This window comes from Pseudomonas sp. COW5, assembly GCF_026240005.1.
GTDB classification, from domain to species: Bacteria; Pseudomonadota; Gammaproteobacteria; order Pseudomonadales; family Pseudomonadaceae; genus Aquipseudomonas; species Aquipseudomonas kribbensis.
The window spans coordinates 4,763,268-4,780,744 of record NZ_JAPHVP010000001.1 but is presented as its reverse complement, the minus strand read 5'-3'; the positions used below and the strand labels follow the sequence as shown (position 1 = coordinate 4,780,744).

Sequence of the window (17,477 nt, the reverse complement as noted above, 5' to 3'; positions counted from 1 at the left end):
CCACTCACCACTCACCACGATGAGCGTTAGCTCGAGTAAAGCTTTTGATCTCAAGGCCCGTCGGCAGGCTGAGTGGAGGGATTGATTCGGGGCGGGAGCGCAGCGACCGTTTGGCGAAGCCAAACACATCGAGAGGAGGTGCAGCGAAGCAAACCGTAGGCGATGCCCCCGGATCAATCCCGGAGCGAAGGAACCCCGAGCCTCAGCGAGGGGCCGTACGTCAGGGTAAAGCCTTTTGGGTTACCTTTTCGGCGTTTGGAAAAGGTGACTCGCCGTAAGGGCGAAACCGCCAGCGGCAGCTCCCGAAGCAACGGATATGCCCCCAAAATAAAAAACCGCAGACAACAAAAAGGCGCCCGAAGGCGCCTTTTCACTTACCAGCCATCAAGCCATTTCTGCCGTAGTCTCGAAGTCAAACGTCAGCTCACCATCCTTGATGTCGATGTGAACCACACCGCCATGCTCGGCCAGTTCGCCAAACAGAATCTCCTCCGCCAGCGGACGCTTGATCTTGTCCTGGATCAGACGCGCCATCGGGCGAGCGCCCATTGCCGAGTCATAGCCACCGGCCGCGAGCCAACTGCGCGCCGCGTCGGTAACTTCCAGCAGCACCCGCTTGTCTTCCAGCTGCGCCTGAAGTTCGGTGAGGAACTTGTCCACCACACTTTTGATGACCTCGTGACTGAGGCGACCAAATTGAATGATGGTATCCAGACGGTTGCGGAATTCCGGCGTGAAGCTCTTCTTGATCACTTCCATCGCATCGGACGAGTGGTCCTGATGAGTGAAACCGATCGAAGCACGCGCCGCGGTTTCGGCACCGGCGTTGGTGGTCATGATCACGATCACGTTGCGGAAATCCGCCTTGCGCCCGTTGTTGTCGGTCAGCGTACCGTGGTCCATCACCTGCAGCAGCAGGTTGAAGACTTCCGGATGCGCCTTCTCGATTTCATCGAGCAGCAATACGCAATGCGGTTGCTTGGTAATCGCCTCGGTCAGCAGACCGCCCTGGTCGAAACCGACATAACCCGGAGGCGCACCGATCAGACGCGATACGGTGTGGCGCTCCATATACTCGGACATGTCGAAACGAACCAGCTCGATCCCCAGCGCCTTGGCCAATTGCCGCGCGGCCTCGGTTTTACCGACACCGGTAGGCCCGGCGAACAGGAACGAACCGACCGGTTTGTCCGGCGACTTGAGGCCCGCACGGGACAGCTTGATCGCGGTCGACAGCGAATCGATCGCCGCATCCTGACCGAACACCGTCAGCTTCAGGTCGCGCTCCAGGTTACGCAGCAACTCCTTGTCGGAACTGGTGACGTGTTTTGGCGGAATCCGCGCAATCTTCGCCACGATGTCTTCAACCTGTGGCACGTCGATGCGCTTCACACGCTTGTCGACCGGCTGCAGACGCTGGTAGGCGCCCGCCTCGTCGATCACATCGATGGCCTTGTCCGGCATATGCCGGTCATTGATGTAGCGCGAAGCCAGCTCAGCTGCGGCGCGCAACGACTCATCGCTGTATTCGATGTTGTGGTGCTGTTCGAAACGCCCTTTCAGGCCGCGCAGGATGCCGATGGTGTCTTCTACCGACGGCTCGACCACATCGACCTTCTGGAAGCGACGTGCCAGGGCACGGTCTTTCTCGAAGATGCCACGGAATTCCTGGAACGTGGTCGAACCGATGCAGCGAATGTCACCCGACGACAGCAGCGGCTTGAGCAGGTTCGAGGCATCCATGACGCCACCGGACGCAGCACCCGCACCGATGATGGTGTGGATCTCGTCAATGAACAGGATCGCCTGCGGACGTTTTTTCAGCTCACCGAGCAGCGCCTTGAAGCGCTTCTCGAAATCGCCGCGATATTTGGTGCCTGCGAGCAAGGCTCCCAGATCGAGGGAGTAAACGACGCTGTTGGCCAGCAGGTCCGGCACCTGGTTGTCGACGATGCGCTTGGCCAGACCTTCGGCAATCGCGGTTTTACCCACACCTGCCTCGCCTACCAGCAACGGATTGTTCTTGCGCCGACGCGCGAGAATCTGCGCGACACGCTCGACTTCCGTTTCACGCCCGACCAGCGGATCGATCCGGCCCTGGCGTGCGAGTTCGTTGAGGTTGCTGGCATACGCATCCAGCGGATTGCCTGAAGAAGAAGACTCACCGCCCTCGTCGTCCTGCATATCTTGTTCACCTTCAGAGTGATCGCCATGCCCCGGCACCTTGGAAATGCCATGGGCGATATAGTTGACGACATCGATTCGTGCAACGCTCTGCTGTTTCAGCAGGAACACTGCCTGACTCTCTTGCTCACTGAAGATTGCAACCAGCACATTGGCGCCGGTTACTTCGCGCTTGCCCGAGCTCTGTACATGAAAGACAGCACGTTGCAGCACACGCTGGAAGCCCAGGGTTGGCTGGGTTTCGCGATCTTCGTCATGGACGGGGATCAGCGGCGTGGTGGAGTCGATGAACTCCTGCAGGTCGTGCTTGAGTTTGTCGAGGTTTGCGCCGCAGGCACGCAATACGGTGGCGGCAGCCTCATTGTCCAATAGGGCCAGCAGCAGGTGTTCGACGGTCATGAACTCATGACGCTTCGAACGAGCCTCCTTGAAGGCAAGATTGAGGGTGACTTCGAGCTCGCGGTTTAACATAGCTTCACCTCATACCCAAGTGGTCGGCGATTAACCGTCCTTCTCGATTTCACAGAGTAGCGGATGCTGGCTTTCCCTGGCGTACTGGTTGACCTGCATGGCCTTTGTCTCGGCGATGTCGCGGGTAAACACTCCACATACTGCCCGCCCTTCTGTGTGGACGGCCAGCATGACCTTGGTCGCCAGCTCGCGATTCAGGTTAAAAAACACCTCGAGCACTTCGACGACGAAATCCATCGGTGTGTAGTCATCATTAAACAAAACCACCTTGTACATCGGCGGCGCCTGTAACGCAGGCTTTGCTTCCTGAACAGCAATACCCGCTGAATCGTCGTCGTGTAAATCAGGGCGATCCTGATTGAATGTTAGTCGAATCTGGCTGATTGCATGCATGGAAAGAAAGGTTCGTCAGTTGTGCAAATACAGTGGTGGGGGCGGCTTGACACGTTTTCAACTCCGACTGCCCGGTCACCTTGACTATCGGGAAAACGGTGTTACAACCAATAGAACCCACAGTGGGTAAAAAAGATCCGCGGAGTCAATCTTTTTAACGGATTCGACTGCGGATGAATTGGATGATACTCCAGCGATGGAGACTGTTGCAGAGGGATTTGAGCATGGCTGTCGGCAAGGTGAAATGGTTCAACAATGCCAAGGGGTTCGGTTTCATCAACACCGACGCCCGCGAGGGGAAAGACGAGGACGGCAAGGAAATCGATTTCTTTGCGCACTACTCCGCCATTGAAATGGACGGGTACAAAACCCTCAAAGCCGGGCAAATCGTCAAATTCGAGATCGTGCAAGGGCCCAAAGGCCTGCACGCCACAAAAATTCAGAATGTGGAGACTGCAAAAGACGCCGTCTCGCCAGCGGCTCATTACCAGTCAGTGACCAGCTGAAACGACCAGAACACCTGCCAGAAAACAAACCGCCCGGCTCGATCACTCGAGCCGGGCGGTTTCGTTGCAGCTGCCTTTCTTACATGTGCTTGACGATCGCCTCACCGAAGCCCGACGACGACACCAGTGTGGCGCCTTCCATCAGACGTTCGAAGTCGTAGGTCACGGTCTTGGCCTTGATCGCGCCGTTGGTGCCTTTGATGATCAGATCCGCCGCCTCGGTCCAGCCCAGGTGGCGGAGCATCATCTCGGCCGACAGGATTACCGAGCCCGGGTTGACCTGGTCCTTGCCGGCATATTTCGGCGCAGTACCGTGGGTCGCCTCGAACATGGCCACGGTGTCGGACAGGTTGGCACCCGGCGCAATACCGATACCGCCCACTTCCGCCGCCAGGGCGTCGGACAGGTAGTCACCGTTGAGGTTAAGGGTGGCGATCACATCGTATTCGGCCGGACGCAGCAGGATCTGCTGGAGCATGGCATCGGCGATGGCGTCCTTGACGATGACTTCGCGGCCGGTTTTCGGGTTCTTGAATTTCATCCACGGGCCACCATCCAGCAGCTCGGCGCCGAATTCATCGCGCGCGACCTCGTAGCCCCAGTCCTTGAAGGCACCTTCGGTGAATTTCATGATGTTGCCCTTGTGCACGATGGTCAGCGACTTGCGATCGTTATCCACCACGTATTGCAGGGCCTTGCGCACCAGACGCTTGGTGCCTTCTTTCGAAACCGGCTTGATGCCGATACCGCAATCCTGGTCGAAGCGGATCTTGGTGACGCCCATTTCCTCTTTCAGGAACTTGATGACCTTGGTGGCTTCCGGGGAGCCGGCCTTCCATTCGATACCGGCATAAATGTCTTCGGAGTTCTCGCGGAAGATCACCATGTCGACGTCGCCGGGCTTTTTAACCGGGCTTGGCACGCCTTCGAACCACACCACAGGGCGCAGGCAGACATAGAGATCGAGCTGTTGACGCAGGGCAACGTTGAGGGAGCGGATCCCGCCACCGACCGGAGTGGTCAGCGGGCCCTTGATGGAAACCACGTAATCCTTGACCGCGTCCAGGGTTTCCTGAGGCAGCCAGGTGTCCTGGTCATAGACTTGAGTTGCTTTTTCGCCAGCATAAACCTCCATCCAGGAAATCTTGCGCTTGCCCCCGTAGGCCTTGGCCACGGCAGCATCAACCACTTTGATCATCACAGGGCTGACGTCGACGCCAATGCCGTCACCTTCAATGAAGGGAATGATCGGGTTATCAGGGACATTGAGAGAATGGTCTGCGTTGACGGTGATTTTGTCGCCGACGGCTGGAACCTGAATCTTCTTGTAACCCATGCTGAACTCCATTGTTTGGATTGAACATCTGGCTTGGTTCGAGCGTAACCCAGTTGAATCAACACGCAAACCCTCTGTTCCGGGCGCGGCCACATCTCGTTTCGTACAAGCCTGAAAGCAAAGGGAAAAGCGCCAATCTCAAGCATTCACGGCGACTCTACGCCCCACCCCGCCCTGCGACCTTTAGACCAATGGACGAGAATCGTTGCATATGAACCATCGGCAGATTGCCAGCTACCTATGTATAATGCCGCCCGCTGACCAAAGGGTCACGACGGCTGGCCTCTCTAGCACGAGACTTTCCGCCTGATTGGTCGGGTTGTTACCGCAGTCCGACTGCTTGACGCTCTACTGATGCACCCAACATCACCGCGAAGATTCTCGACATTCGGTTCATGGATGACTTTGAACGAACGCGCTTACCCGGCGCCCCTCGAGTTTCTGCGCACGCTTTAGCAAAGAAGAGAGAGTTAATCCGAATATGCCCACCCGCTCGAAGATCATCTATACCTTCACCGACGAAGCTCCAGCCCTCGCCACCTATTCCCTGCTGCCGATCATCGAGGCTTACACCGCCTCGGCCGATATCGCCGTGGAAACCCGCGATATCTCTCTTGCAGCACGTATTCTGGCCAGCTTCCCCGAGCAACTGGGCGACAAAGCCGTAGCCGACCACCTCGCCGAACTGGGCGACCTGGCCGTTACGCCTGAAGCCAACATCATCAAGCTGCCGAACATCAGCGCCTCGGTTCCGCAACTGCAAGCCGCGATCAAAGAACTGCAAGCCCAGGGCTACAACCTGCCGGACTACCCGGAAACCGTGACCAGCGACGCCGACAAAGACGCCAAGGCGCGTTACGACAAGGTCAAGGGCAGCGCCGTGAACCCGGTTCTGCGTGAAGGCAACTCCGACCGCCGCGCTCCGCTGTCGGTCAAGAACTACGCGCGCAAGCACCCGCACAAAATGGGCGCCTGGGCCAAGGACTCCAAGTCCCACGTCGCTCACATGAGCACCGGCGATTTCTACGGCAGCGAAAAAGCCGCCCTGATCGACGCCGCTGACGCCGTGAAGATCGAGCTGATCGCCAAAGACGGCACCGCTACCGTCCTGAAAGAAAAAACCACCGTTCAGGCGGGCGAGATCCTCGACTGCTCCGTCATGAGCAAAAAGGCCCTGCGCGCGTTCATCGCCGCTGAAATCGACAGCGCCAAGCAACAAGGCGTGCTGCTGTCGGTTCACCTGAAAGCCACCATGATGAAGGTCTCCGACCCGATCATGTTCGGCCAGATCGTTGCCGAGTTCTACAAGGACGCCCTGACCAAGCACGCCGACGTGCTGGCCGAAATCGGCTTCAACCTGAACAACGGCATCGGCGACCTGTACGCCCGCATCAAATCGCTGCCGACCGAGCAGCAAGCGCAGATCGAAGCTGACGTTCAAGCGGTCTACGCCGTTCGTCCGTCGCTGGCGATGGTCAACTCCGACAAAGGCATCACCAACCTGCACGTGCCGAGCGACGTCATCGTCGACGCCTCGATGCCGGCCATGATCCGTGACTCCGGCAAGATGTGGGGCACCGACGGCCAGCTGCACGACACCAAGGCCGTGATCCCGGATCGTTGCTACGCCACCATCTACCAGGCCGTGATCGAAGATTGCAAAGCCAATGGCGCTTTCGATCCGACCACCATGGGCAGCGTGCCAAACGTTGGCCTGATGGCCAAAAAGGCTGAAGAGTACGGTTCCCACGACAAGACCTTCCAGATCAAGGCCGACGGCGTGGTTCGCGTGATCGACAGCAAAGGCACCCTGCTGATGGAACAGGCTGTCGAAGCCGGCGACATCTTCCGCATGTGCCAGACCAAAGACGCGCCGATCCAGGACTGGGTCAAGCTGGCCGTCAACCGTGCTCGCGCAAGCAGCACCCCGGCCATTTTCTGGCTGGACCCGATGCGCGCCCACGACGGCGTGGTGATCGAGAAGGTTCAGGCTTACCTGAAGGATCACGACACTGCCGGTCTGGACATCCAGATCATGGCGCCGGTCGACGCGATGAAGTACACCCTGCAGCGCACCCGCGAAGGCAAGGACACCATTTCGGTGACCGGCAACGTGCTGCGCGACTACCTGACCGACCTGTTCCCGATCATGGAACTGGGCACCAGCGCCAAGATGCTGTCGATCGTGCCGCTGATGAACGGCGGTGGCCTGTTCGAAACCGGCGCCGGCGGTTCGGCTCCGAAGCACGTGCAGCAACTGGTCGAAGAGAACTTCCTGCGCTGGGATTCGCTGGGTGAATTCCTGGCCCTGGCCGCGTCTCTCGAGCACCTGGGTGTGAACTACAACAACCCGAAAGCGCTGGTTCTGTCCAAGACCCTGGATCAGGCTACCGGTCAGTTCCTGGACAACAACAAATCACCATCGCGCAAAGTCGGCAACATCGACAACCGCGGCAGCCACTTCTACCTGGCCATGTACTGGGCTCAGGCCCTGGCTGCCCAGACTGAAGACGCTGCACTGCAAGCGCAGTTCGCGACTCTGGCCAAGACCCTGACCGAGAACGAAGCGACCATCGTCGCCGAGCTCAACGCCGTTCAAGGCAAGCCAGTGGACATCGGCGGTTACTACCACGCCAATGCCGAGCTGATCAGCAAGGCCATGCGCCCAAGCGCAACCCTCAACGCGGCGATTGCTGCGCTGGTATAAGGTTGTAAAGGGAACATCACAAACCCCGGCCATGCGCCGGGGTTTGTGTTTCTGCCTTCCGCCCAGGAGATTCAATCAATGCAATGGCTCCCCCACATCACCGTCGCCACCATCGTCGAGGACAACGGTCGTTTCCTGATGGTCGAGGAACACAAGGCTGGCCGTAACGTGCTCAATCAGCCCGCCGGTCATCTGGACCCGGACGAAACCCTGATCGAAGCCGCCGTGCGCGAAACCCTCGAAGAAACCGGCTGGGACGTCGAACCCACCAGCGTGATCGGCATTTATCTGTACACCGCACCGAGCAACGGCGTGACTTACCAGCGCGTGTGCTTCAGCGCCAAAGCCGTGAAACACCACCCGGATTACCAACTGGACGACGGTATCGTCGGCGCCAAGTGGCTGACCCGCGACGAATTATTGGCCCAGCGAGACAACTGGCGCAGCGAGCTGATCATCCGCTGCATCGATGATTATCTCGCCGGCAATCGCTTCGGTCTCGAACTGATCCGCCCTTCCCTTTAGCCTTGAGGCCGTGAGCCTGATAGAATCGCGTCCTTTTTCAAGACACTCATTGAATCCCTATGCGTGATCCAGCCCCTTCTGACACATCCAAGAAGCGCGTCATTGTCGGCATGTCCGGCGGCGTGGACTCTTCCGTTTCCGCTCTCCTGCTGATCGAGCAGGGCTATGAAGTGGAAGGCCTGTTCATGAAGAACTGGGAAGAAGACGACGGAACGGAATACTGCACCGCCATGGACGACCTGGCGGATGCCCAGGCCGTGTGCGACAAGATCGGCATCAAGCTGCACACCGCCAACTTCGCCGCCGAGTATTGGGACAACGTGTTCGAGCATTTCCTGGCCGAATACAAGGCCGGACGCACGCCGAACCCGGACATCCTGTGCAACCGCGAGATCAAGTTCAAGGCATTCCTCGACTACGCCATGATGCTCGGCGCCGACCTGATCGCCACCGGCCACTACGTGCGCCGTCGCGACATCGACGGTCGTACCGAACTGCTCAAGGGCCTGGACCCGAACAAGGACCAGAGCTACTTCCTGCACGCTGTGGGCGGTGAACAGATCGCCAAGACCCTGTTCCCGGTCGGCGAACTGGAAAAGCCGGAAGTCCGCGCAATCGCCGAGAAATACGAGCTGGCCACCGCCAAGAAGAAGGATTCCACCGGGATCTGCTTCATCGGCGAGCGTCGTTTCAGCGATTTCCTCAAGCAATACCTGCCGGCGCAACCGGGCGAGATCAAGACCACCGAAGGCGAAGTCATCGGCCGTCACCACGGTTTGATGTACCACACAATCGGCCAGCGTCAGGGCCTGGGCATCGGCGGTCTGAAAGACGCCGGCGACGAGCCGTGGTACGTGCTGCGCAAGGACCTGGACACCAACGAGCTGATCGTCGGCCAGGGCAACAACCATCCGTGGCTGTTCTCCAGCGCCCTGCTCGCTTCGGAAATCTACTGGGTCAACCCGATCGATCTGAGCCAGCCACTGCGCCTGACCGCCAAGGTTCGTTATCGCCAGAGCGATCAGGCCTGCACCCTGGAAAAAACCGCGACCGGCTACCGCGCCGTGTTCGACGAACCGCAACGCGCGGTCACGCCGGGTCAGTCGGTGGTGTTCTATGACGGAGAAATCTGCCTCGGCGGCGGCGTGATCGAAGTCGCCGAGCCGTGGAGCGGCCAGGCATGAGCCCGACTCAGGAGCAATTGACGGCTCTGGGCGGCGTGTTTCTCGCCGCCGTGCTGGTGGACCGGATCGCCAAGACCGGCCAGACCAACGAGGCCGGCCTGAGCTGCATGCTCGGCAGCCTGCTGGTCCGCGACCCGAAGGACACGCTGGACGTGTACGGCGGCGACGACATCAACCTGCGCGAGGGTTATCGCGCATTGATCGGCGCCCTCGAGCGCGACCCGAGCACCTTGCAGCGCGAGCCGTTGCGCTACGCCCTGTCGATGCTCGGCCTTGAGCGGCAACTGGCCAAGCGCAACGACATGCTCGACGTGATCGGCAAGCGCTTGCCGCAGATCCAGTCGCAGGTCGAGCATTTCGGCCCGGCCCACGAAAACGTGATCGCCGCTTGTGGCGCGCTCTATCAAGACACCCTGAGCACCTTGCGCCAGCGCATCCAGGTGCACGGCGACATGCGCAACCTGCAGCAGCCAAGCAACGCCTCGAAGATTCGCGCCCTGCTGCTCGCCGGCATCCGTTCGGCACGCCTGTGGCGTCAGCTCGGCGGTCATCGCTGGCAGTTGGTGATCAGTCGTCGCAAGCTGCTCAAAGAGCTGTATCCGTTGATGCGCAGCGAGTAAATCGCCGCGCAATAAAAGCTTTGTAGTCTGTAACGCGTAATACGCCGGTCAGTTGGCGACGGACCGGCGGATTTTTTCATGTATGATACGCGCCCCATTTCGTTGCCCGACTGTCCGAGAACACCCCATGCAGCTCTCTTCGCTCACTGCGGTTTCCCCTGTTGACGGCCGCTACGCCGGCAAAACCCAGGCCCTGCGCCCGATTTTCAGCGAGTACGGCCTGATCCGCGCCCGCGTTCTGGTTGAAGTGCGCTGGCTCCAGCGCCTGGCCGCTCATGCCGGCATCCCGGAAGTGCCAGCCTTCTCCGCCGAAGCCAACGCCGTTCTGAACGAACTGGCCGAGAACTTCTCGCTGGAGCACGCCGAGCGCGTGAAAGAGATCGAGCGCACCACCAACCACGACGTGAAAGCGATCGAGTACCTGCTCAAGGAGCAGGCGGCCAAGCTGCCGGAACTGGCCAAGGTCAGCGAATTCATCCACTTCGCCTGCACCAGCGAGGACATCAACAACCTGTCCCACGCCCTGATGCTGCGCGAAGGCCGTGACGACGTGATGCTGCCGCTGATGCGCCAGACCGCCAACGCCATCCGCGAACTGGCCCTGCGCTTTGCCGACGTGCCAATGCTGTCTCGCACCCATGGTCAGCCGGCTTCCCCGACCACTCTGGGTAAAGAGCTGGCGAACGTGGTTTACCGTCTTGAGCGCCAGATCGCTCAGGTCGCTGCCGTTCCGCTGCTGGGCAAGATCAACGGCGCTGTCGGCAACTACAACGCTCACCTGTCGGCCTACCCGCAGATCGACTGGGAAGCCAACGCCCGCGCCTTCATCGAAGACGAGCTGGGCCTGGCCTTCAACCCGTACACCACGCAGATCGAACCGCACGACTACATCGCCGAGCTGTTCGACGCCATTGCGCGCTTCAACACCATCCTGATCGACTTCGACCGTGACATCTGGGGCTACATCTCCCTGGGTTACTTCAAGCAGCGTACCATCGCCGGCGAAATCGGTTCGTCGACCATGCCGCACAAGGTCAACCCGATCGACTTCGAAAACTCCGAAGGCAACCTGGGCATCGCCAACGCGCTGTTCCAGCACCTGGCGAGCAAACTGCCGATCTCCCGCTGGCAGCGCGACCTGACCGACTCCACCGTTCTGCGTAACCTCGGTGTCGGCTTCGCCCACAGCGTGATCGCGTACGAAGCGAGCCTCAAAGGCATCAGCAAGCTCGAACTGAACGCTGACAAGATTGCTGCCGATCTGGACGCCTGCTGGGAAGTCCTGGCCGAGCCGATCCAGACCGTGATGCGCCGCTACAACATCGAAAACCCGTACGAGAAGCTGAAAGAACTGACTCGCGGCAAGGGCATCAGCCCTGAAGCGCTGCAGACTTTCATCGATGGCCTGGACATGCCGGCCGCAGCGAAAGCCGAGCTCAAGCAACTGACTCCGGCCAACTACATCGGCAACGCTGTAGCGCAAGCCAAACGCATCTGATCGACTGCTTGACCCGCTTGAGACGCCCGGCCGCGCCGGGCGTTTTTATTCCCGTCTGAAAAATGCTTTTTTTCAATAGGTTACATATGAATCCCGATATTCCTCTTCAACTTCTGGGTGGTCTCACGGCGCGCGAATTCATGCGCGATTACTGGCAGAAAAAACCACTGCTGATCCGTCAGGCGATTCCTGATTTCGAAAGCCCGATCGACGCCGACGAACTCGCCGGCCTGGCCCTGGAAGAAGAAGTCGAATCGCGCCTGGTGATCGAACACGGCGAGCGCCCATGGGAACTGCGCCGCGGCCCGTTCGCCGAAGACGAATTCAGCAAACTGCCGGAACGCGAGTGGACCCTGCTGGTGCAGGCCGTCGATCAGTTCGTGCCGGAAGTCAGCGAACTGCTGGAAAACTTCCGCTTTCTGCCGAGCTGGCGCGTCGACGATGTGATGATCAGCTTCGCCGCCCCGGGTGGCAGCGTCGGCCCGCACTTCGACAACTACGACGTATTCCTGCTGCAAGGCCACGGCAAGCGCAACTGGAAAATCGGCCAGATGTGCGATTCCGAGAGCCCGCTGCTGCAACATGCGGATCTGCGCATCCTCGCCGAATTCCATGAGACCGAAGAGTGGGTCCTGGAACCGGGCGACATGCTCTACCTGCCGCCGCGCCTGGCTCACTGCGGCGTTGCCGTCGATGACTGCATGACCTACTCGGTCGGCTTCCGCGCACCGAGCGCCGCCGAAGTGCTGACCCACTTCACTGACTTCCTCAGCCAGTTCCTGACTGACGAAGAGCGCTACACCGATGCCGATGCGAAGCCGGTCAGCGATGACCCGCACCAGATCCAGCACGATGCTCTGGGCCGCCTGAAGGCACTGCTCGCCGAGCACATGAGCGACGAGCGCCTGCTGCTGACCTGGTTCGGCCAGTACATGACCGAGCCGCGTTATCCGGAGCTGGTAGTCGGCCCGGAAGAAGTCGAAGAAGAAGACTTCCTCAGCGCCCTCGAAGACGGCGCCATCCTGATCCGCAACCCGAGCGCGCGCCTGGCATGGTCGGAAGTCGATGACGATCTGCTGCTGTTCGCCAGCGGCCAGAGCCGCTACTTGCCGGGCAAGCTGCGCGAGCTGCTGAAGCTGATCTGTTCAGCTGACGCCCTGCACACCGACAACCTCGGCGACTGGCTGAGCGACGAAGATGGTCGTGGCCTGCTGTGCGAACTGGTCAAACAGGGCAGCCTGGGGTTCGCCGACGATGAATAAGATTCGCGTACGTGTTGCAGACTGGCAAAAGGACAACGCCGAGATCCGCCGCATTCGCGAAACGGTGTTCATTGCCGAACAATCGGTTCCACCCGAGCTTGAGTGGGACGCCGATGACGCCACGGCGGTGCATTTCCTGGCCTTCGAAGGCGATTTTCCGATCGGCACCGCCCGCCTGCTGCCCGACGGCCACATCGGCCGGGTTTCGGTGCTCAAGGACTGGCGCGGACTGAAGGTCGGCGATGCGCTGATGCAAGCGGTCATCGCCGAAGCTGAAGCTCGCGGGCTGAAGCAGCAGATGCTCAGCGCGCAGGTGCAGGCCACGGCGTTCTATGAGCGTCTGGGTTTCAATCTGGTCAGCGAAGAGTTCCTGGAAGCCGGGATTCCGCATGTCGACATGGTTCGCCATTCGGCATAACGCTCGATGAGCTTCACAAAACGCCCCGCCATCGACCGATGCCGGGGCGTTTTGCTGTCTAGGATTCAACTTGCCCCACCCCGGGCCGACAAACTGGCAATATCAAGCCTTTCGAAAGCGGAGATAACGGACATGTCCCTACGCACCCTGCTCACCACCCTGCTGCTCGGTTGCAGTTTTTCGGTGATGGCAGCCACAGAAATCGTGCCCCTCAAGTACCACACCAGCGTCGACATGCTGCCGGTGGCTCAGGACTTCATCGGCAAGGACGGCCAGGTCAGCGCCTATGGCAACCAACTGATCGTCAAGGCCGAGCCGGACAAGATCCAGGAATTGAAAGCCCTGCTCACCCAGCTCGATACCGCCCCCAAACGCCTGCTGATCACCGTCGACACCAACGAAAACAACCAGCAGAACACCGGCGACCAACAAACCAGAATCATCAACTACAGCACTGCCAGCCGTGACGGCGGCATTCAGCAGATTCAGGCCAGCGAAGGCGCACCCGCGCTTATCCAGGTCGGCCAGAGCGTGCCGATCACCAGCAGCCAGACCAACTCCTACGGCGATTACAGCAGCCAGACCCAATATCGCAACGTCACCCAAGGCTTCTACGTCACTGCCAGCGTCACCGGCGACACCGTTCACCTGGCAATCAGTACCAACCGTGACCGCATGAGCCAGGAACGTCCCGATGTAGTGAACGTGCAGAGCACCGACACAACCGTCACCGGACGCTTGGGCGAATGGATCACCCTCGCCGGCGTGAACCGCGAGACTCAGGCCGACAAACAGGGCCTGGCCCGCAGCTACTCGACTCAAGGCCGGGATGACATGACGTTGCGGGTGAAAGTCGACACGTTGGACTAAAGCACCGAAAACTGACTGATTAGTCGTATTAGACGAAAGATGTAGTGCTTGAAAAAAAGCACTACAAAACGTTTGACGAGCCAAAAAAGCGAAGGCATGATGGCCTCGCTCCCGCTAATCAGAGGCCCTGGCAAGGGCCTTCGAAGCGATGCTCGCACCCATCCCCGCGAGCCGTTTCGTGTCTGTACCGCCCACAAGGTGTGTTTGACGAGGTTGCCGACTGGAACGAAGTTGTCCCGAGGGACGGAAGCGTAATTAGGTAACCCGGCTTTACACTGTAGTTCGCACAAAGGCCCACGACGCCCCAATGCGCCCGCCAGTTCGCCTTTACCTGCTCACTTCCCCTCGAGCCCATCGTTCATCCCGTCGCCTGCCCCGCCGAACCCGACCTGACCACCTAAGCTTCTGGTCAGCGAGCGCAAGGAATTTTCCACCGCAGAACAACTTTTCATAAAGACGCGACGAGGTTTATCTCCATGGCACTGACACGCGAACAGCAAATTGCAGCCCTTGAAAAAGACTGGGCTGAAAACCCGCGCTGGAAAGGCGTGACTCGCAATTACTCCGCTGCTGACGTCGTCCGTCTGCGTGGCTCGGTTCAACCAGAGCACACCTTTGCAAAAATGGGCGCCGAAAAACTGTGGAACCTGGTCACCCAGGGTGCCAAGCCGTCCTTCCGCCCAGAGAAAGACTTCGTCAACTGCATGGGCGCCCTGACCGGCGGCCAGGCTGTGCAGCAGGTCAAGGCCGGTATCCAGGCAATCTACCTGTCGGGCTGGCAAGTCGCTGCGGACAACAACTCCGCCGAATCGATGTACCCGGACCAGTCGCTGTACCCGGTGGACTCGGTTCCAACCGTGGTCAAGCGCATCAACAACTCGTTCCGTCGTGCCGACCAGATCCAGTGGAAAGCCGGCAAGAATCCGGGCGACGAAGGCTACATCGACTACTTCGCGCCAATCGTGGCTGACGCTGAAGCCGGTTTCGGCGGCGTGTTGAACGCCTACGAGCTGATGAAGAGCATGATCGAAGCAGGCGCCGCCGGCGTTCACTTCGAAGACCAACTGGCTTCCGTGAAGAAATGCGGCCACATGGGCGGCAAGGTTCTGGTGCCAACCCAGGAAGCCGTACAGAAGCTGACCGCAGCTCGTCTGGCTGCCGACGTTGCCGGTGTACCGACCATCATCCTGGCCCGCACCGACGCCAACGCTGCCGACCTGCTGACTTCCGACTGCGATCCGTACGACCAGCCGTTCGTAACCGGCACCCGTACCCAGGAAGGTTTCTACAAGGTGCGTGCAGGTCTGGACCAGGCAATCGCCCGTGGTCTGGCCTACGCGCCGTACGCCGACCTGATCTGGTGCGAAACCGCTAAACCAGACCTGGAAGAAGCCCGTCGCTTCGCCGAAGCGATCAAGAAGGAATACCCGGACCAGATCCTGTCGTACAACTGCTCGCCTTCCTTCAACTGGAAGAAAAACCTGGACGACGCGACCATCGCCAAGTTCCAGCGCGAACTGTCCGCCATGGGCTACAAGCACCAGTTCATCACCCTGGCCGGCATTCACAACATGTGGCACAGCATGTTCAACCTGGCGCACGACTACGCCCGCAACGACATGACTGCCTACGTGAAGCTGCAGGAGCAGGAATTCGCTGACGCCGCCAAGGGTTACACCTTCGTGGCTCACCAGCAGGAAGTGGGCACCGGCTACTTCGACGACATGACCACCGTGATCCAGGGCGGCACGTCCTCGGTAACCGCGCTGACCGGTTCGACCGAAGAAGAACAGTTCCACTGATCGACTTCACCGAGTAAGCGGCCTTTGCGGACCGTATAGAAAGCTAACCGCATAGCCGAAAGACTGACGCCCCGACTGGTTCGGGGCGTTTTTTTTGCCTGCGACTTGCTGAACGCTCCAGAGCTGGCACAGCCTTTCAGACAAAACATTGATCCAGAGCGCTATCCGCGTCACAAAAATCGGTTAAAACGGGCGCCGCCGCTACTTGCAGTAACGCGGATATAAGACAACTTCCCAACTGCCCAATCGCTAAACAGTTACAAAACCACTCCAAACGATATTAATTATCATTTAGCAGCAACTATGTTCGTTACATTTCCTACAAAACATAATTCGTGAAATCCCGGCTAATGCCCGCAACGCATGGGCTACAGGGCCATAGAGGTGCGCTATGTCCTTATTCCAATAAATAATTTCGCTATAGGAATTTTACTTGCAGGGTGTTTAGCCATAAAATCAGCGCGATTGATTGCTGCGACATATCGTCACTGCCTTATTTCTTTATCAAGCTCAGAGACCTTTGCTCTCTGTTAAGGATTTCCAGCATGCCCGAAGCGACAGGACTCATGGCCCACAACTGGGGCTTTGCCATTTTCCTTCTGGGTGTAGTCGGCCTGTGTGCCTTCATGCTCGGCGTCTCCAGCCTCCTCGGGTCAAAAGCCTGGGGCCGCAGCAAAAACGAACCGTTCGAGTCCGGCATGCTACCTACCGGTGGCGCCCGCTTGCGGCTCTCAGCCAAATTCTATCTGGTCGCGATGCTGTTCGTGATCTTCGATATCGAAGCCCTCTTTCTCTTTGCATGGTCTGTGTCCGTCCGCGAAAGCGGCTGGACCGGATTCGTCGAAGCTCTCGTTTTCATAGCAATTCTGTTGGCAGGTCTTGTCTACCTGTTCCGAGTGGGCGCCCTTGACTGGGCTCCGGAAGCTCGTCGCAAGCGGCAGGCGAAGCTGAAACAATGAGGCTTTGGCAATGCAATACAATCTCACCAGAATCGACCCCGATGCTCCTAACGAGCAGTATCCGATCGGCCAGCGGGAAACCGTTTCCGATCCGTTAGAAGATCAAGTCCACAAAAACATTTTCATGGGCAAGCTGGAAGACGTGCTGAGTGGCGCGGTCAACTGGGGACGTAAGAACTCCCTGTGGCCGTACAACTTCGGTCTTTCGTGCTGCTACGTGGAAATGACCACCGCCTTCACGGCGCCCCACGACATCGCGCGCTTCGGCGCCGAAGTTATCCGGGCATCACCGCGTCAGGCCGACTTCATGGTTATCGCCGGGACCTGCTTCATCAAGATGGCGCCGATCATTCAGCGTCTCTACGAGCAGATGCTCGAGCCGAAATGGGTTATCTCCATGGGTTCGTGCGCAAACTCCGGTGGCATGTACGACATCTACTCCGTGGTTCAAGGGGTGGACAAGTTCCTGCCCGTGGACGTCTACGTACCTGGCTGCCCGCCCCGTCCAGAAGCATTTCTGCAAGGCTTGATGCTGTTGCAGGAATCCATTGGCCAGGAGCGTCGCCCACTTTCCTGGGTCGTTGGCGATCAAGGCGTTTATCGCGCCGACATGCCTTCGCAGAAGGAACAGCGCCGCGAACAGCGAATCGCAGTCACCAATCTGCGTAGCCCTGACGAAGTCTGATCCAGATCTGTTTCAAAGAAACGAGAAGCTGGCTTCATTCTTTACGTTGACCGAAAG

Annotated in this window: 15 protein-coding genes; 12 read left to right on the top strand and 3 right to left on the bottom strand. The window is 59.1% G+C overall.

Annotated features, from left to right (window positions below):
- Positions 1-384: 384 nt before the first annotated feature.
- Together clpA and clpS are read right to left on the bottom strand one after the other, a co-directional pair.
- Positions 385-2,655, bottom strand: a complete 2,271-nt coding sequence (gene clpA, locus OQ248_RS21805) for an ATP-dependent Clp protease ATP-binding subunit ClpA (protein ID WP_085712381.1) — start codon at positions 2,653-2,655, stop codon at positions 385-387.
- Positions 2,656-2,685: 30 nt separating this feature from the next.
- On the bottom strand, positions 2,686-3,048 hold the full coding sequence (gene clpS / locus OQ248_RS21800) for an ATP-dependent Clp protease adapter ClpS (protein ID WP_015094394.1): 363 nt from the start codon (positions 3,046-3,048) through the stop codon (positions 2,686-2,688).
- Between the two features lie 224 nt (positions 3,049-3,272).
- Between clpS and OQ248_RS21795 the strand changes: the two genes are divergently transcribed.
- On the top strand, positions 3,273-3,554 hold the full coding sequence (locus OQ248_RS21795; RefSeq protein ID WP_265813960.1) for a cold shock domain-containing protein: 282 nt from the start codon (positions 3,273-3,275) through the stop codon (positions 3,552-3,554).
- Between the two features lie 79 nt (positions 3,555-3,633).
- Here OQ248_RS21795 and icd read toward each other — a convergent pair whose 3' ends face one another.
- A complete protein-coding gene (icd, locus tag OQ248_RS21790) occupies positions 3,634-4,890 on the bottom strand; it encodes an NADP-dependent isocitrate dehydrogenase (protein WP_085712383.1) in 1,257 nt (418 codons plus the stop codon).
- 481 nt (positions 4,891-5,371) lie between these two features.
- On the opposite strand from icd, the gene OQ248_RS21785 reads away from it, so the two are divergent.
- The 11 genes from OQ248_RS21785 (at position 5,372) to OQ248_RS21735 (ending at position 17,420) form a co-directional block, all read left to right on the top strand.
- Positions 5,372-7,597 carry an NADP-dependent isocitrate dehydrogenase gene (locus OQ248_RS21785; RefSeq protein WP_265813959.1) on the top strand — a complete coding sequence of 742 codons (2,226 nt, stop codon included), beginning with the start codon at positions 5,372-5,374 and terminating at the stop codon, positions 7,595-7,597.
- 78 nt (positions 7,598-7,675) lie between these two features.
- A complete protein-coding gene (locus tag OQ248_RS21780) occupies positions 7,676-8,122 on the top strand; it encodes an NUDIX hydrolase (RefSeq protein ID WP_103386160.1) in 447 nt (148 codons plus the stop codon).
- Between the two features lie 59 nt (positions 8,123-8,181).
- A complete protein-coding gene (mnmA, locus tag OQ248_RS21775; RefSeq protein WP_007951446.1) occupies positions 8,182-9,306 on the top strand; it encodes a tRNA 2-thiouridine(34) synthase MnmA in 1,125 nt (374 codons plus the stop codon).
- A complete protein-coding gene (gene hflD / locus OQ248_RS21770) occupies positions 9,303-9,926 on the top strand; it encodes a high frequency lysogenization protein HflD (RefSeq protein ID WP_064380694.1) in 624 nt (207 codons plus the stop codon). Before mnmA ends, hflD begins: the two co-directional genes overlap by 4 nt.
- A gap of 127 nt (positions 9,927-10,053) precedes the next feature.
- A complete protein-coding gene (purB, locus tag OQ248_RS21765; RefSeq protein ID WP_085712387.1) occupies positions 10,054-11,424 on the top strand; it encodes an adenylosuccinate lyase in 1,371 nt (456 codons plus the stop codon).
- Positions 11,425-11,510: 86 nt separating this feature from the next.
- The gene (locus tag OQ248_RS21760) at positions 11,511-12,686 is read left to right on the top strand and encodes a cupin domain-containing protein (RefSeq protein ID WP_114884016.1); all 1,176 of its coding nucleotides are present in this window, start codon (positions 11,511-11,513) and stop codon (positions 12,684-12,686) included.
- Positions 12,679-13,104: a GNAT family N-acetyltransferase gene (locus tag OQ248_RS21755; RefSeq protein ID WP_085712389.1), complete on the top strand. Its 426-nt coding sequence runs from the start codon at positions 12,679-12,681 to the stop codon at positions 13,102-13,104. The genes OQ248_RS21760 and OQ248_RS21755 overlap by 8 nt, the downstream gene beginning before the upstream one ends.
- 132 nt (positions 13,105-13,236) lie before the next feature.
- Positions 13,237-13,974 carry a secretin N-terminal domain-containing protein gene (locus tag OQ248_RS21750; protein WP_265813958.1) on the top strand — a complete coding sequence of 246 codons (738 nt, stop codon included), beginning with the start codon at positions 13,237-13,239 and terminating at the stop codon, positions 13,972-13,974.
- Positions 13,975-14,450: 476 nt separating this feature from the next.
- Positions 14,451-15,776 (top strand): isocitrate lyase, encoded by a 1,326-nt coding sequence (gene aceA, locus OQ248_RS21745; RefSeq protein WP_039767419.1) that lies wholly within the window; start codon positions 14,451-14,453, stop codon positions 15,774-15,776.
- Between the two features lie 545 nt (positions 15,777-16,321).
- Entirely contained in the window at positions 16,322-16,735 is a 414-nt protein-coding gene (locus OQ248_RS21740) for an NADH-quinone oxidoreductase subunit A (RefSeq protein WP_003223812.1), read from the top strand.
- Between the two features lie 10 nt (positions 16,736-16,745).
- The gene (locus OQ248_RS21735) at positions 16,746-17,420 is read left to right on the top strand and encodes an NADH-quinone oxidoreductase subunit B (RefSeq protein WP_007951456.1); all 675 of its coding nucleotides are present in this window, start codon (positions 16,746-16,748) and stop codon (positions 17,418-17,420) included.
- Positions 17,421-17,477 lie beyond the last annotated feature (57 nt).

Coding starts and splice junctions, on each gene's coding strand:
- clpA (WP_085712381.1), bottom strand. CDS start 2,655: ATGTTAAACCGCGAGCTCGAAGTCACCCTCAATCTTGCCTTCAAGGAG.
- clpS (WP_015094394.1), bottom strand. CDS start 3,048: ATGCATGCAATCAGCCAGATTCGACTAACATTCAATCAGGATCGCCCT.
- OQ248_RS21795 (WP_265813960.1), top strand. CDS start 3,273: ATGGCTGTCGGCAAGGTGAAATGGTTCAACAATGCCAAGGGGTTCGGT.
- icd (WP_085712383.1), bottom strand. CDS start 4,890: ATGGGTTACAAGAAGATTCAGGTTCCAGCCGTCGGCGACAAAATCACC.
- OQ248_RS21785 (WP_265813959.1), top strand. CDS start 5,372: ATGCCCACCCGCTCGAAGATCATCTATACCTTCACCGACGAAGCTCCA.
- OQ248_RS21780 (WP_103386160.1), top strand. CDS start 7,676: ATGCAATGGCTCCCCCACATCACCGTCGCCACCATCGTCGAGGACAAC.
- mnmA (WP_007951446.1), top strand. CDS start 8,182: ATGCGTGATCCAGCCCCTTCTGACACATCCAAGAAGCGCGTCATTGTC.
- hflD (WP_064380694.1), top strand. CDS start 9,303: ATGAGCCCGACTCAGGAGCAATTGACGGCTCTGGGCGGCGTGTTTCTC.
- purB (WP_085712387.1), top strand. CDS start 10,054: ATGCAGCTCTCTTCGCTCACTGCGGTTTCCCCTGTTGACGGCCGCTAC.
- OQ248_RS21760 (WP_114884016.1), top strand. CDS start 11,511: ATGAATCCCGATATTCCTCTTCAACTTCTGGGTGGTCTCACGGCGCGC.
- OQ248_RS21755 (WP_085712389.1), top strand. CDS start 12,679: ATGAATAAGATTCGCGTACGTGTTGCAGACTGGCAAAAGGACAACGCC.
- OQ248_RS21750 (WP_265813958.1), top strand. CDS start 13,237: ATGTCCCTACGCACCCTGCTCACCACCCTGCTGCTCGGTTGCAGTTTT.
- aceA (WP_039767419.1), top strand. CDS start 14,451: ATGGCACTGACACGCGAACAGCAAATTGCAGCCCTTGAAAAAGACTGG.
- OQ248_RS21740 (WP_003223812.1), top strand. CDS start 16,322: ATGCCCGAAGCGACAGGACTCATGGCCCACAACTGGGGCTTTGCCATT.
- OQ248_RS21735 (WP_007951456.1), top strand. CDS start 16,746: ATGCAATACAATCTCACCAGAATCGACCCCGATGCTCCTAACGAGCAG.